The sequence below is a fragment of the Aquabacter sp. genome (assembly GCF_965279295.1).
Lineage (GTDB): Bacteria > Pseudomonadota > Alphaproteobacteria > Rhizobiales > Xanthobacteraceae > Aquabacter.
Window position 1 is genome coordinate 21,132 of sequence record NZ_CBDIHQ010000014.1, and the last position, 14,323, is coordinate 35,454.

Genomic DNA, 14,323 nt, shown 5'->3' on the forward strand with positions numbered 1-14,323 from the left:
AGAGTATCGTGCGGCGAGCAGCATGCAGCGCAGTGATGGCGCTTGTCTTGAGCTTTGGGGCACTCGGGCCTGCCAGCGCCCAGAGCGCAGGTGATTTCTTCGCCGCGATCTTCGGTGGGCTCGCCCGGCCGCGGGCGCCCCAGCCCATGGCGATGTTTCCCGGACTGGCGCCCGACGCCGCCGAGGCGCCCCGCACGCCGAGCCGCACCGTGGCCTATTGCGTGCGCATGTGCGACGGTCGCTATTTCCCGCTCACCAATGCCGCGGATGCTCAGTCCCAATGCGCTTCATTCTGCCCGAAGGCGGAGACCCAGGTGTTCCGTGGCTCGGGCACCAACATCGAGGATGCGACCAACGACGCAGGCCGGTCCTATAGCGCCATTCCCAACGCCTATGTTTACCGCACCAAGCTGGATAACGCCTGCACCTGCACCGGCCAGGGACCGACCGGTCTTGCCCCCGTGCCGGTTAAGGAGGATGCCACCCTTCGGCGCGGCGACATCGTCATGACGGCGGAAGGCGCGCGGGTGTTCGATGCGAAATCCTCGTCGCCGCCCCATAAGGACAGCGCTTTCGTGCCGCCGGGCCAGGCATCGCGTCTCTCACGCGACACCCGGCAGCAGATCGAGGATCTGAAACTCGCCTCCGACACGCCTCAGACGCTGGCGAAGACCCGGTAGCGACGCGGCACGAGGCCAACGACGCTGCCCACCGGCAGCGTGTCGGAATGGGGCACGGCCGCTTCCACCACGATATCCGTGCCGTTTCCGGGGATTGCGATATCGGCGCGACGTATCGGGCCGAAGGTGCGCACAGCGAGAACACGACCGGAAATCGGCGCCTCGCCGGCACTTGCGAGGTCGACGTCATGGGGACGGGCGAAAATGCGCGCCGGCCCATTCGCAACGCCCTGGCTGTCCAGCGCCAATTGCCGGCCGCCGACGAACAGCGAACCATCGCGGACATCCACCGGCAGCGACAGGCTTTCTCCGATGAAGTCGTGCACGAACGCGGTTTCCGGTGCGTCGTAAACTTGCCCCGGCGAGCCCACCTGCTCGATGCGGCCCTTGCCCATCACCACGACGATATCAGCCAGCTCCAATGCCTCTTCCTGGTCGTGGGTGACGAGGACGGAGGTGACAGGCAATTCTTCGTGGAGGTTGCGCAGCCAGCGGCGCAATTCCTTGCGGACCTTCGCATCGAGCGCACCGAACGGCTCATCCAGCAGCAGAACGCGCGGCGAGATCGCAAGCGCACGCGCCAGGGCGACACGCTGGCGTTGGCCGCCGGAGAGCTGGCCGGGGTAGCGGTCGGAGAGCCAGTCGATCTGCACCAGGGAGAGAAGCTGGTTGACCTTGTCACGGATGGCGGCTTCGGGGAGCTTGTCCGCGCCTTTGCGCACGCGCAGTCCGAACGCGACGTTCTCGAACACGTTCATGTGCCGAAACAGGGCGTAGTGCTGGAATACGAACCCCACATTGCGCTCGCGCACCGAGCGGGAGAGCGCATCCTGCCCGTCGAACCGCACCTCACCGGAATCCGGCCAGTCGAGCCCGGCGATGATGCGCAGGAGCGTGGTCTTGCCGGAGCCCGAAGGCCCCAGCAGCGCCACCAGTTCCCCGCCGGGAATGTGCAGGCTCACATTGTCCAGCGCGTTGAAATCCTTGAAACGCTTGGAGACGTTGACGACGTCGATACTCATCGGCGGTGCTCCGAAAGGCGGGCCTCGAGCAGCGTCTTGGCGATCAGCGTCACCAGAGCCAGCAGGGCCAGGAGCGTCGCCACGGCGAACGACGCTACGAATTTGTACTCGTTGTAGAGAATCTCGATGTGCAGCGGCATCGTATTGGTGAGGCCACGGATATGGCCCGACACCACCGACACCGCGCCGAACTCGCCCATGGCGCGCGCGTTGCAGAGCAGCACGCCATAGAGCAGCGCCCATTTCACGTTCGGCAGCGTCACGCGGAAGAAGGTCGAAAGGCCGGAGGCGCCGAGCGAGATCGCCGCCTCCTCCTCCGCCGTGCCCTGCTCCTGCATCAGCGGGATCAGTTCGCGGGCGACAAAGGGGAAGGTGACGAAGATGGTCGCCAGCACGATGCCGGGCAGGGCGAAGATGATCTTGATATCCGCCGCCTGAACCCAATAGGCGAACAGGCCCTGCGACCCAAACAGCAGCACATAGACCAAGCCGGCCACCACAGGAGAGACCGAGAACGGCAGGTCGATCAGCGTGATCAGCAGGCTCTTTCCGGGAAAGTCGAACTTGGTGATGGCCCAGGACGCCACCAGCCCAAACACCAGATTGGCAGCCACCGAAATGACAGCCACCAGAAGCGTCAGGCGGATCGCCGCGAGCGCGTCGGGGTCGACCAGGGCCGCCACATAGGCCACCCAGCCGCGCCGGAACGCTTCAAAAAACACGTTCACCAGCGGCAGGGCGATGAACAGGCCGAGGAAGGTGAGGGCGATGAAGATGATGGTGAAGCGCACCGCTGCCGGCTCGGTGTTCACGGGTCCCGGCCGTCGCACCGTGTGGGTGGCGGGCACGGCCGGCAGACCCTCGGAGGCGAGGGCGTGGGGTGCGGCTTCGCTGGAGATGCTCATGCGCTCCTCCCGCGCGTTTCACTCCACCGCTGCAGGCGGTTGATGACCAGCAACAGAAGGAAGGAGGCCACAAGCATGACGGTCGCAATCGCGGTGGCGTCCGCGTAGCGATACTCCTCCAGCCGGATGACGATGAGCAGCGGCGCGATCTCCGAGATGCCGGGCAGGTTGCCGGCAATGAATATGACCGAGCCGTATTCGCCCACGGCGCGCGCGAAGGCGAGGGCAAAGCCGGTGAGCAGGGCCGGCAGTATCGAAGGCAGCACCACGCGGACCACGGTCTGAAGGCGGCTTGCGCCGAGGCTCGCGGCGGCGTCCTCAAGTTCCTTGTCCAAATCCTCCAGCACCGGCTGAACGGTCCGCACGACGAACGGCAGGCCGATGAACACCAGCGCGACCAGAATGCCGAGCGGGGTAAATGAGACCTTGATGCCGAGCGGGGCCAGCAGCGACCCGATCCAGCCGTTCTCTGCATACAGCGAGGTCAGCGCGATACCGGCCACGGCGGTGGGAAGGGCGAAAGGAATGTCGATGATGGCATCGACCACCCGGCGGAACGGGAAGTCGTAACGCACCAGCGCCCACACCACGATGGAGCCGAACACCAGATTGATCACCGCCGCCGCCAGCGAAAGGCCGAACGACACCTGGAGGGCGTGAAGCGTGCGTGCGCTGGTGACGATGGTGATGAAGCGATCGAGGCTAAGCTCGCTGGTCTTGATGAACAGCGCCGATAGCGGAAGCAGCACGATCAGGCAAAGCCAGGTGAGCGTCAGCCCGAGCGTCAGCCCGAAACCGGGAATGACGCTGCGCTTGCGGAACAACGGGCGCTGTGTGGCGGCGAGTGCCATCTGGGTCCTTGCGCGAATGAGCGGCACGAATGGGCGTATCGGCCCCCGGCTTGAAACGAGGTGAAGCGGCCATCCGGGCCGCTTCACATTTTAACAGCTTCAGGGGAGGTGGTAATCCGCCGCTGCCCTGCCAGGCTCTGCACGCCTGGCGGGGCGCGGCGGCCCGGTGCGGCGGGAGGAGATGCCGCGCGGGATAAGGCGTCAGTTGCTGTAGATTTGGTCGAATATGCCGTTGTCGCCGAAGTGGGTCTTCTGCGCATTGGCCCAGCCGCCGAACAAGTCGATGGTGAACAAGCTGACGGGAGCGAACTTGTCCTTGAACTTCGCGGCCACCTGCTCATTGCGGGGGCGGTAGAAGTTCTTCGCGGCGATTTCCTGTCCCTCGGGGGTGTAGAGGAACTTGAGATAAGCTTCGGCGGTGGCGCGGGTGCCGCGCTTGTCGACGACCTTATCCACCACCGCGACCGGCGGCTCGGCGAGGATGGAAATGGAGGGGGTCACGATGTCGAACTTGTCCGGACCGAGTTCGTTGACCGAGAGATAAGCTTCGTTCTCCCAGGCGATCAGCACGTCGCCGATGCCACGCTCGACGAAGGTGACCGTTGAGCCACGCGCGCCGCTGTCGAGCACGGGGGCATTCTTGTACAGCGCCTTGACGAATTCCTTGGCCTTTGCCTCGTCGCCGCCGGGCTGCTTCAACGCATAGCCCCATGCGGCGAGATAGTTCCAGCGTGCGCCGCCGGAGGTCTTCGGGTTCGGCGTGACAACCTTGATGCCCGGCTTGACCAGGTCGTTCCAGTCCTTGATGCCCTTGGGATTACCCTTGCGCACCAGGAATACGATGGTCGAGGTATACGGTGTGGAATTGTCCGGCAGCTTTTTCTGCCAGTCGGTGGCGATCAGTCCACGCTGCGCGATCGCATTGATGTCATAGGCGAGTGCGAGTGTGACGACGTCCGCTTCCAGGCCGTCGATGACCGATCGGGCCTGGCCGCCGGAGCCGCCATGCGATTGGCGGATCGTCAGGGTGTCGCCAGGGTGGGTCTTGGCCCACTCGGCCCCGAACGCCTTATTGACGCTGACATAAAGCTCGCGGGTCGGGTCGTAGGACACGTTTAGCAGCGTGGTTTCGGCTGCAAATGAAGGCACCACGGGCGCTGCCGACAGCGATAGCGCAAGGGCGCCTGCGGCGAGCTTTTTGAAAGACGTGTGGAAAGACATCGAAGCACCTTCGGCGATGGATCGGCTGCTGTCGCCGCCGGTTGACCGAACGATGGCATCGCCTCGGAGGAGCGTCAATATTTAATCAATAAAATTAGTAGAGATAATTATATTACAAGAAATAACTGTTTAAATGGCTTTCTTGACGTGAATTCCGCACTCGGTCTTGGCCTGTCCCCGCCAGCGGCCGGCGCGCGCGTCCTCTCCGGCGGCCACCCGGCTGGTGCAGGGCATGCAGCCGACGGAGGTAAAGCCTAACGTCTGAAGCGGGTGATGAGGCAGTCGGTGGGCAGTCATCCAGCCCTCGATCTCGGCCGGGCCGAGAGCAGCGAGGGGATTGAACTTGACGCGCCCCGCGTCGAATTCCACCACGGGGATGCGCGCGCGCGTCGCCGCCTGGTAGCGTTTGCGGCCATTGATCCAGGCATCGTACGGCGCAAGCGCCCGGTCGAGTGGCTCCACCTTGCGCAACGCGCAGCACGCGTCGGGGTCATCCGACCAGAGGCCGTCGTTGGGATCGCGCAGATCGTGCTCCACCCGGTCCGGATGGCTGGTGCGCACGGCGCTCAGTCCCAGCAATTCGATCAACTGGTCGCGATAGGCCAGCGTCTCGGGAAACATATGCCCAGTGTCGAGGAAGATCACAGGGATCGAGGGATCCACCTGCGCCATCATGTGCAGCAGCACGGCGGATTCCGTGCCGAACGAGGAGACGGCGGCAATTCGACCGGCGTGGGTCTCCCGAGCGGTGGACAGGATTTCCAGCGGCGAGGCATCCCGTAACTGTGCGTCAAGCCGCGCCACGTTGCTCGTCAGTTCGGCTTCGGAAACGGTTTGGGCAAAATTCAGATAGCCCATGACGGGATCCTCAGGCCGGGCGCGATGACAGGCGCGCCTCGGCCGCTGTACGGCGGCCATCGGCCGTCGGCTGGTAGAAGACGGAATAAGATTTCAGAGCTTCAGCCATGGCGTGGATATCCGCCGCCTTGGTGATCTCGAATGCATCGAACCCGCATCGGACCATGAACAGGAACTGGTCGCGCAGCACATTCCCCGCCGCGCGCAGTTCGCCGCCATATCCAAGCCGCTCGCGTAGCAGGCGGGCCTGACTGTAGGCGCGCCCGTCGCGGAACTTCGGGAAGTCCAAGACCACGACAGACAGATGCTGCAGCACCGGCTCAAGTACTCGCACATCGGCACTGTTCGGCACCGAGACACCCAGCGGGCTGTTGCGCCCGGCCAGCGCCTTGGCTTCATCGAGCAGGCGCGCGAGGGGCACGATCACCGGGCCATCGGGCAGTGCGGCGTCCGCATCGACGCGCACGAATGCGTCGGGGATCACTTCACCATTTTTAACGAGCGGCATAGGCGCGCTCCTTGAAGGGATCGAGACCGAGGCGCTGGATCACAGCGATGAAGCTCTCCTGCGGCGTCTCTCTCAGTTCCAGATAGGTATCGACGATGCGTTCCACAACCTCGACCACCTCTCCCTCCGGGACGGCAGGGCCAAGCAGTTCGCCGAGACGTGCCTTGTGGTTGGCCTTGCCGCCAAGGGTGATCTGGAAGAACTCCTGGTCCCGCTTTTCCACTCCGAGGATGCCGATGTGGCCCACATGATGGTGGCCGCAGGCATTGATGCAGCCGGAGATGTTGATGTGCATCCGGCCGATGTCGGCGATGCGGGCTTCGTCCGCGAACCGCTCGGAAATGCGCTGCGCCACCGGAATGGAGCGGGTGTTCGCAAGCGAGCAATAGTCGAGGCCCGGGCAGGCGATGATGTCGGACACGAGGCCGATATTCGGCGTCGCTAGGCCTAATGCCGTGAGCCTGCGCCACAGTTCCGGCAGGTCTTTCTGCCGGACATGGGGGAAGGTGATGTTCTGCTCGTGGGCGACGCGGATTTCGCCATAGGCATACTGATCCGCGAGGTCCGCCATTCCGTCCATCTGATCCGCCGTCGCATCACCCGGCGGCTTGCCCACCGGCTTGAGCGACAGGGTGACGATGGCGTGGCCCGGCACCTTATGGGGGGCGACCGCATTGGCGTGCCAGCGGGCAAAATCTGCACTCTTCAGCGCGTCCGCTAGTACGCTCGGGTTGCTTTCCAGCACCTCGAAGTCGGGCGTCACGAAGCGGTCGCGGATGGTGTCGAAGGCGGCCTCATCGAGCAGAAGCGCGCCCTCGCGGATTTGCGCCCATTCTGCCTCCACGCGGCGGGCGAATTCCTCCGTGCCGACTTCGTGGACCTGGATCTTGATGCGCGCCTTATAAATGTTGTCGCGCCGCCCGCCGGAATTATAGACCCGCAGAACGGCCTCCAGATAGGAGAGCAGATCTTCCTTGGGCAAAAACTCGCGGATCGTCTTGCCGATGAACGGCGTGCGGCCGAGACCGCCGCCGACGATCACCTCGAAGCCGATCTCGCCATCCTTTCGATGCAGGCGCAGGCCGATGTCATGAACGCGGATCGCGGCGCGGTCGTGCTTGGCCGCCGTGATGGCAATCTTGAACTTGCGCGGGAGATAGGTGAATTCCGGATGCAGCGTCGACCACTGGCGGATGATCTCCGCATAGAGGCGCGGATCCTCGATCTCTTCCGGCGTCGCACCGGCCCACTGGTCCGTGGTGGTGTTGCGGATGCAATTGCCGGAGGTCTGAAGCCCGTGCATGCCGGCGGCCGCAAGGTCCGCCATGGCATCCGGCAACTCGTTCAGCTTGATCCAGTTGAACTGGATGTTCTGGCGGGTGGTGAAATGGCCGTAGCAGCGATCATAACGCCGCGCCACGTGGGCGAGCGCGCGCATCTGGTCCGCCGACAGTGTGCCGTAGGGGATGGCGATGCGTAGCATGTAAGCGTGGAGCTGAAGGTAGACGCCGTTCATCAGTCGCAGCGGCTTGAACTCTTCCTCGTCCAGTTCCCCGGCCAGCCGCCGTTCCACCTGATCGCGGAAGTCGCTCACCCGCTCCTGAAGGAACGCTCGGTCAAACTCGTCATAAACATACATGATGTGATCCGGTCCGGCGCCTATGCGCCGCCTTCCAGCTCGAACGTCGGCCCGCTCACGCGGATTCTCTCACGCAGATTGGCCGGCTGTGCGCGCCCATCCGAGAGGGAGACCGGGGCGGGATAAGCCCCCACCGCGTGAATTTCGTCGCCATGAGCGACTGTCAGCAGCGCAATCGCACCTTCCGAAGTGGTCACCACTTCCGCGTCCGCGATATCCGTGGACCAGGCGTGCGCCCCGGTCAGCCACACCACGACGCCGTCCGTGAGGCGGTTCGCCGTCACGACGGTGGGGCCGTGGATCTTCAGCTTCTGCTGTAGGGGTGACGTCATTTCTCTCGATCCAATGCATAATGCACATATAATAAACGTGAATTATGCTCTTAATAGCGGCTCTAAGAGTAATTTATTCGCCGAAAATGTGCAAATAATAATTTCACACGAAGTAATGTTGATTTTATGTGTGCCCACCCGGCGACCAGGGAGCCGCCGCCGGGCGGCGACACGGCTCTCCTTATCGCCCAGGTGTTGAGACTGAAAGCGGCCGAAGAGGCTCCGGCCGCTTTATCCTCACAACCGCGGGGGCGCGGCCTGGTTTCCGAGCTTAGCGGCGAAAATCTCGAACAGCCCGGCGTTGTGCGCGCACGCATCCAGAGCGGCCGACGAGTTCGTCGAGGTCGTGTAGCGCGCCGACGCGAGCATGGAGGGGTATTCCTTCATCGCGTCGTCCCAGATCGATTGTGACACATCCTTGAAACGGGTTTCGATGGACTTGACTCGCTGCTTCATGGCGTTGATCTGGCCGGCGGTAAAGGGAGGTCCTGACACCTCTTTGAAGGCTTCGACGCAGGCGAGGACGCGCGCATACAGCACATAGGTGTAGCGGATCTTCGCCGCCTGGTCGGCGGAGGCCTTCTCCTTCTCGGCATCGGCCATTCCGGGAATATCCTTCGCCCCCCAGACACTCTTCAGGCTGTTGTAGGCGGCTGGCGGCAGAGGCTTTTTGTGCACGGACTGGATCAGGGCCGAATAATCCAGCTTGGTCGCGAGCGATGCCGCCTCAATCGCCGCCTTGGTGAGGTCCGGCTGGGACAACTGCTTGGTCTGGAAGCAGTCCGAGCGTTCGCGGGTGGGATATTTCACCGTGCCTGCCATGCGGCGCTTGGTGTCGTCATCCGCCCCCTGGATCAGGTCTTCGAGGCCATTATAGAAGCCGTAGACTGCAAGGCATGTCTGCTTCAGATCGGCGGGGGTCATCTTGTCGGCCGCCGCTCCCTTCAGCTTCGCCAGAACGTTGGAATATCCCGCCGTCTCGAAGCACTTCTTGATTGCTTCTGCGGTGAGCGCCTTCGGGTTGATCTCGGCGATATATTTCCGGCCGCCGAAATCAGCGGCGATGTATTTGGCCGCCGCAAACTGCAGGAGGTAGAGCTGCGACAAGCTGGTAAGCGCACGCACGGCGTCCGGGAAGCCGTCCGGGCTATCCAGCTTGAAGGGGGCGTTGAGCACGAAGAACCCGGCATTCGAGTCGGTGTCGGTGGCGTAGCGCCAGGTCTTCGGGAAGACGATGGAGACGCTGTCCTTGTCCCGGTCGAAGAAGGTCGCGCTCTTGATGAGATCGACGCTGCTGAAGATGCTCACTTCGCCCGACGAGGGCGAGCCGATGTTCGCAGTGTTGATGAACGGGCCGACGTAGCCGTCTGCCTTGCAGATATAGTCTACGGAAATGCCGTTCGCGCCGGACGCGGACAGAGGGATGGTATAGCTGCCCTCCTGGGCGTACGCCTGACCAGGTGCGAGGAGGATCGCGAAAATCATCCACCAGCGGGCGCCGACACTCAGTTCGGTTTTCTGGGCGACGCTCAACCTCGCAACAAGGTTGGAGAAAAAAGCACGCGGCTTCTGCGTGCGGTTGGATACGGTCATTTGGACGCCCCCCCCGGGCGAATGTTCGGTTTACCAGCCCGCGAAGCAGGCAGAGTTTTTTCAGAAGGCGGCTAACTTTTTACTCCTGAGGGGGTCTCGCTAGACCGCTCTCTAAAGCATCCGATCAGCAGCGGCCCGCGCCGCCTCGAACTCGGAGATCAGCCGGCGGCAGAGGTCGCCGGTGGATGGAACATCCAGGACCGACCCCACACCCTGGCCAGCGGACCAGATATTTTTCCAGGCGCGCGCCTCTTCCTCCATGTCGAGCCCCCCATGCTCCGGCAGATGATCTGGATCGAGACCTGCCGCAAGGATGCTGGGTCGCAGGAAGTTAGCGGGTACCCCTGAGATGGCCGGTGTATAGAGAATGTCTTTTGCTTCGGCTAGCTTGATCATTGCCTTGTAGGCGTCCGGCGCCTCACTCTCGCGTGTGGCGATGAAGCGCGTTCCCAAATAGGCAAGGTCGGCTCCGAGCATCCGTGCGGCCGCTACGTGTGTGCCCGTGGACATGGCGCCCGATAGAATAATAGTGCCGTCGAAGACCCCACGGATTTCTGGAACGAGCGCGAACGGGCTCAGCAGGCCCGCGTGGCCGCCGGCGCCAGCGCAGACCGCTATGATGCCATCGACGCCGGCTTCCGCGGCTTTTTCGGCGTGGCGGCGGCTGACCACGTCATGGAATACCAAGCCTCCGTAGGATTGGACCGCCTTCACCACTTCCGGCACCGCGCCCAGGGAGGTGATGACCACCGGTACCTTCTTGTCGACCGTGACTTTCAGGTCAGCCTCAAGGCGGTGGTTGCTGCGATGGACAATCAAATTCACAGCGAACGGCGCCGCATCCTGCACGCCGTCGAGGCGGCCGGTTATCTCGTCCAGCCAGTCGGCATAGCCCTGCGTCGTGCGCTGGTTCAGGGCGGGAAAGCTGCCGAGAAGGCCGGCAGTGCAGGTTTCCACCACGAGGTCCGGATTCGACACCAGGAACATGGGCGCGGCGATGATGGGGGCCTTGATGCGTCCCCGCAGGGCGTCCGGAAGCGGCATGGGAGTGATCCTCGAAGGCCGGTGGATGTGAACCGCAGGCGCGATAGGATTAAGTGGCACGCATGCTCATGCGCCGCCAAGTCCGGGGTGGCGCAACAACGCATTGCTCGGCCAGTCGCAGGTCGCAGAAAATTTCAAGGGAGAATGCCCATGTCCGATGCCGATCCCGTGCTTCTCGCCCTCACAGGCGGTATCGCCAGCATCCGCTTCAACCGTCCGCACGTCCTCAATGCCATAGACGAGCATTCTATCCTGGCGTTCAAGCGGGCGGTGGAGACGGTCGCGGTGGAGCCTTCGGTTCGGGTCGTGGTGCTGTCCGGCGCCGGCAAGGGGTTCCTGGCGGGCGGGGATGTCGGCCGTTTCCATGAAGCGGGCGAGCAGGCGGCAGAGGTGGTGGCCTCCATTATCGACCCGTTCCATGAGGCGCTGCGCCTGCTGACCAGCTTGCGCCAGCCGGTGGTGGCGGCGCTGCACGGTGCGGTCGCGGGCGCCGGGCTGAGCATTGCCCTTGCGGCAGATCTTGCGATCGCTTCAGAGGATACGAAATTCACCCTGGCCTACACCCGGATCGGCACCAGCCCGGATGGCGGCGCATCCTGGAGCCTGCCTCGGGTGGTGGGCTTGCGGAAGGCGCTGGAACTCGCCCTGCTCAGCGATGTGATCGGGGCTGCAGAGGCGGAGCGGCTGGGGTTGGTGAACAAGGTGGTGCCCGCCGATCAGCTTGCGAGCGAGGTGGACGCTCTGGTTCACCGACTCTCCGCCGGGCCGACCCAGGCGTATGGCCGGGTGAAGGCGCTGCTGCGCGGGTCGTTTGAGCGCGATCTCGTCGGGCAACTTGCTGCCGAGCGCGATGCCTTCCTCGGCAGCGTGGGCACCAGGGATTTTACGGAGGGTGTTGCCGCGTTCGTACAAAAGCGCCCACCCGTATTCGAGGGGCATTGAAATAATCACAAAAATTTAACGTAATATTGACAATTCCCTGTCATTGGTGGTTATATATCCACAATATCCATAAGGATTGTGGAATGTCCTACTCATCGACAGATCGGGCGGCCACGCAGCGGCTCGTCTCGGACAATGAGGCCGTCCGCCAGCCGTGGCTTGATTGGGTCATGTTCGCCGTGGCTTATGCGATAATCGTCGGCTGGATCATTTTCGCTGTCCCGGCCGAGGGGCAGCGGCACGCTGATCGTGGCAGCGCGATCACGACAATCCAGGCCCGCTAAGACCCTTCGATATTCGTGGATCGGACGCCGGTGCGCTCCGTCCCTAGCACCCGCCTCAGCGGGTAAGGACGATCGACTGATTGTTGTCGGCGATGATGCCGACATAGCGGTTGGGACCGGCGGGGGCGAGCCGGGCAGTGACCTTGCCGACATGGTTCTGGAGCACGAGGTCCGAACCGAGCATGTCCCAGCCCTTGGTCATGAAGATTTCGCTCGGGCACGAGATGTCGGCTTGAGCCGACAAGCCGCTGGCGCCTCGTGCCGTGGAGAGGGTCAGCGGGCAGGTATGCGCGCCATTGTCCCAGGAAAACGTCCACGCGCCGGAAAGCTGTTCCTGCGTGTTCGACGCGGCATAGGCGGTACCGCCCGGATTGACGGGTGGCGGGGTGAGGGGAACGTTGCCGGCACTTGCGGTGGCGGTGGGCGTCACGGCCGCCCGGGCGGTGTTGGCGCCAGCTCCCGTCACGGGTGGGGCGGACGAAGCGACAGAACCCGGCGCCGCCATTGGCGCGCTCTCGATCGGGCTGGTCGGCGCATTGAGGATGCGGGCGGACTCGACGGCGCTCGTTTTTGTTCCGAATCCATCCAGCTCGGTGCTGCACCCTGAGATCAGGAGCGCCGAGGTCATGGCGATTGGAGCAAAATAGAGCTTCATCAAAACCGTCTCCCAATGCCGTCGCACCGGACGCTGTCGCTCCCGGTGCTTCGCACTTTCGCCGCTGCAACCTGGAACGTAATGAGGCGGATAAAGCCCTTTCACGTCCCAAACCCGGCAACTCTCAGTTCGCCCCCTCAGGAGACTGTGAGCCGACCCACCTTCCTCCAGAACATGGCAAGAGCATGACCCTGCGTCCGAAGCGTGAGGATAGCGTTAATGCGTCGCGGCGTCTGTCCCGCGTTGCCCCGCTCACGCCGGCGCCCAGCGTACGGCGATTTCTTGAAACGGGTCTTCGCGATAGGCCCACGATGTTCTATTTGCGGGACAACTCATACCGGAAAGGTCGCCGATGTATCAGATGCTGGACCCGAAGACGCTCACCGTCCTCATCACCGGCGGCACCTCGGGCATTGGCGCCGCCGCTGTCCGTCGTTTCGCCGGAGCGGGAAGCCGCGTCATCGTCGCCGGCCGGCGTGCCGACCGGCTCAAGGCCCTGGCCGACGAATTCGGAGACAAGGTCCACCCGATCGAGGTGGACGTGCGTGACTGGGATGCCACCCGCGCCGCCTTCGAGACGCTGCCTGCGCCCTTCGCCGATTATAATATCGTTTTCGCCAATGCCGGCCTCGCCCTTGGCCTGGAGCCTGCTCATCAGGTCGCGATGGAGGACTGGCACGCCATGGTGGACACCAACGTGAAGGGCCTGCTCCACACCATCCGCGCGACGCTCCCCTCGATGATCGCCCGCAAGGAAGGCCACGTCGTCCTCACCGGCTCGATCGCTGGGGACTATGCCTATCCCGGTGGCAATGCCTATGGCGGCACCAAGGCGTTCGTGAAGCAGTTCTCGCTCGGCCTCTGGGCCGATATCGCCGGCTCGGGGGTCCGTGTCACCAATATCGAGCCGGGAATGACCGAAACCGAGTTTTCCCTGGTTCGCTTCAAGGGTGATGCGGAAAAGGCCGACAAGGTCTACCAGGGCGTCGCGCCCATGGTCGGGGAAGACATCGCCGAGCAGGTGTTCTTCGCCTGCACCCTGCCGCGCCACGTCAACATCAACCGCATCCAGGCCATGGCCAGTCATCAGGGCTTCGGCCCCTTGGTCATCAAGCGCGGTTAGGGCGACAGCCAACGTCTGGCCGCCCGTCCTCCGTGGGGGGCGGCCAGACGCGATTTGAGGTATGGTCGGCTTAATGAGCCCGCTAAAATGAGCCTCCCCAACCTCATCACGCTGTTTCGCATCTTCCTGGTGCCGGTGGTGGTTTGGGCCATCGCCTCGAACGAGGTGCAACTGGCGTTCTGGCTGTTTGTCCTGGCGGGCGTGTCCGACGCGATCGACGGTTTCCTCGCCAAGAATTTCAATATGCAGACCGAGTTGGGCGCCTACCTCGATCCGCTCGCGGACAAGGCGCTGCTGGTGTCCATCTATGTGACGCTGGCGGTGGTGGGTCTCATTCCCCGCTGGGTTGCCATCGCGGTGGTGACGCGGGACGTGATGATCGTCGGGGCCATCCTGCTGTCGGTGCTGATGGCCCGGCCGCTCCATATCCGGCCGCTGGTGATTTCCAAAGTGAACACCATGGCGCAGATCGTGTTCGCGGCGCTGGTGCTGGCGAGTGCCGGCTTCGGCTTTTCGCTGCACCTGGTGTTTGAACTCGGCCTTGTGGCCGTTGGCCTCTTGACGGCTCTTTCCGCTGCTGCCTATCTCGCGGATTGGATGCGCCATATGGCCAACTGAACAGCGCCGGGCAGCGGAACTGTGCCGCGCGGCAATTCGGGGACGGCG

General features: G+C 63.4%; 16 protein-coding genes. 5 read left to right on the top strand and 11 right to left on the bottom strand.

Annotated elements, in window-relative coordinates:
* Window positions 1-35: 35 nt before the first annotated feature.
* On the top strand, window positions 36-680 hold the full coding sequence (locus ADADO0_RS09135; protein WP_511304821.1) for a DUF2865 domain-containing protein: 645 nt from the start codon (window positions 36-38) through the stop codon (window positions 678-680).
* On the opposite strand, the gene ADADO0_RS09140 is transcribed toward ADADO0_RS09135, so the two are convergent.
* The 10 genes from ADADO0_RS09140 to ADADO0_RS09185 all read right to left on the bottom strand — a co-directional run bounded on the left by ADADO0_RS09140 (window position 656) and on the right by ADADO0_RS09185 (window position 10,653).
* The gene (locus ADADO0_RS09140; protein ID WP_511304822.1) at window positions 656-1,702 is read right to left on the bottom strand and encodes a sulfate/molybdate ABC transporter ATP-binding protein; all 1,047 of its coding nucleotides are present in this window, start codon (window positions 1,700-1,702) and stop codon (window positions 656-658) included. The genes ADADO0_RS09135 and ADADO0_RS09140 overlap by 25 nt on opposite strands.
* The gene (gene cysW / locus ADADO0_RS09145) at window positions 1,699-2,607 is read right to left on the bottom strand and encodes a sulfate ABC transporter permease subunit CysW (protein WP_511304823.1); all 909 of its coding nucleotides are present in this window, start codon (window positions 2,605-2,607) and stop codon (window positions 1,699-1,701) included. Before cysW ends, ADADO0_RS09140 begins: the two co-directional genes overlap by 4 nt.
* Window positions 2,604-3,458, bottom strand: coding sequence for a sulfate ABC transporter permease subunit CysT (gene cysT / locus ADADO0_RS09150; protein ID WP_511304824.1), 855 nt, complete (start codon window positions 3,456-3,458; stop codon window positions 2,604-2,606). The genes cysW and cysT overlap by 4 nt, the downstream gene beginning before the upstream one ends.
* Window positions 3,459-3,659: 201 nt before the next feature.
* Window positions 3,660-4,679 (bottom strand): sulfate ABC transporter substrate-binding protein, encoded by a 1,020-nt coding sequence (locus tag ADADO0_RS09155; protein ID WP_511305079.1) that lies wholly within the window; start codon window positions 4,677-4,679, stop codon window positions 3,660-3,662.
* Between the two features lie 129 nt (window positions 4,680-4,808).
* A complete protein-coding gene (locus tag ADADO0_RS09160) occupies window positions 4,809-5,537 on the bottom strand; it encodes a phosphoadenylyl-sulfate reductase (RefSeq protein WP_511304825.1) in 729 nt (242 codons plus the stop codon).
* Window positions 5,538-5,547: 10 nt separating this feature from the next.
* Window positions 5,548-6,045 carry a DUF934 domain-containing protein gene (locus ADADO0_RS09165; RefSeq protein ID WP_511304826.1) on the bottom strand — a complete coding sequence of 166 codons (498 nt, stop codon included), beginning with the start codon at window positions 6,043-6,045 and terminating at the stop codon, window positions 5,548-5,550.
* Window positions 6,032-7,684, bottom strand: a complete 1,653-nt coding sequence (locus ADADO0_RS09170; RefSeq protein WP_511304827.1) for a nitrite/sulfite reductase — start codon at window positions 7,682-7,684, stop codon at window positions 6,032-6,034. The genes ADADO0_RS09165 and ADADO0_RS09170 overlap by 14 nt, the downstream gene beginning before the upstream one ends.
* Window positions 7,685-7,704: 20 nt before the next feature.
* The gene (locus tag ADADO0_RS09175; RefSeq protein ID WP_511304828.1) at window positions 7,705-8,016 is read right to left on the bottom strand and encodes a DUF2849 domain-containing protein; all 312 of its coding nucleotides are present in this window, start codon (window positions 8,014-8,016) and stop codon (window positions 7,705-7,707) included.
* Window positions 8,017-8,253: 237 nt separating this feature from the next.
* Entirely contained in the window at window positions 8,254-9,609 is a 1,356-nt protein-coding gene (locus ADADO0_RS09180) for a hypothetical protein (protein WP_511304829.1), read from the bottom strand.
* Between the two features lie 111 nt (window positions 9,610-9,720).
* Complete coding sequence (locus ADADO0_RS09185) at window positions 9,721-10,653, bottom strand: NAD(P)H-dependent flavin oxidoreductase (RefSeq protein ID WP_511304830.1); 933 nt, start codon at window positions 10,651-10,653, stop codon at window positions 9,721-9,723.
* Window positions 10,654-10,803: 150 nt separating this feature from the next.
* Between ADADO0_RS09185 and ADADO0_RS09190 the strand changes: the two genes are divergently transcribed.
* Both ADADO0_RS09190 and ADADO0_RS09195 read left to right on the top strand, forming a co-directional pair.
* A complete protein-coding gene (locus ADADO0_RS09190) occupies window positions 10,804-11,595 on the top strand; it encodes an enoyl-CoA hydratase/isomerase family protein (RefSeq protein ID WP_511304831.1) in 792 nt (263 codons plus the stop codon).
* An 83-nt stretch (window positions 11,596-11,678) separates the two neighbouring features.
* Complete coding sequence (locus ADADO0_RS09195) at window positions 11,679-11,879, top strand: hypothetical protein (RefSeq protein ID WP_511304832.1); 201 nt, start codon at window positions 11,679-11,681, stop codon at window positions 11,877-11,879.
* Between the two features lie 55 nt (window positions 11,880-11,934).
* On the opposite strand, the gene ADADO0_RS09200 is transcribed toward ADADO0_RS09195, so the two are convergent.
* On the bottom strand, window positions 11,935-12,534 hold the full coding sequence (locus ADADO0_RS09200) for a protease inhibitor Inh/omp19 family protein (protein WP_511304833.1): 600 nt from the start codon (window positions 12,532-12,534) through the stop codon (window positions 11,935-11,937).
* Window positions 12,535-12,886: 352 nt separating this feature from the next.
* Here ADADO0_RS09200 and ADADO0_RS09205 point away from each other — a divergent pair, with 352 nt between their 5' ends.
* Window positions 12,887-13,657: an SDR family NAD(P)-dependent oxidoreductase gene (locus ADADO0_RS09205; protein ID WP_511304834.1), complete on the top strand. Its 771-nt coding sequence runs from the start codon at window positions 12,887-12,889 to the stop codon at window positions 13,655-13,657.
* Between the two features lie 87 nt (window positions 13,658-13,744).
* Window positions 13,745-14,275, top strand: a complete 531-nt coding sequence (locus ADADO0_RS09210) for a CDP-alcohol phosphatidyltransferase family protein (RefSeq protein WP_511304835.1) — start codon at window positions 13,745-13,747, stop codon at window positions 14,273-14,275.
* Window positions 14,276-14,323 lie beyond the last annotated feature (48 nt).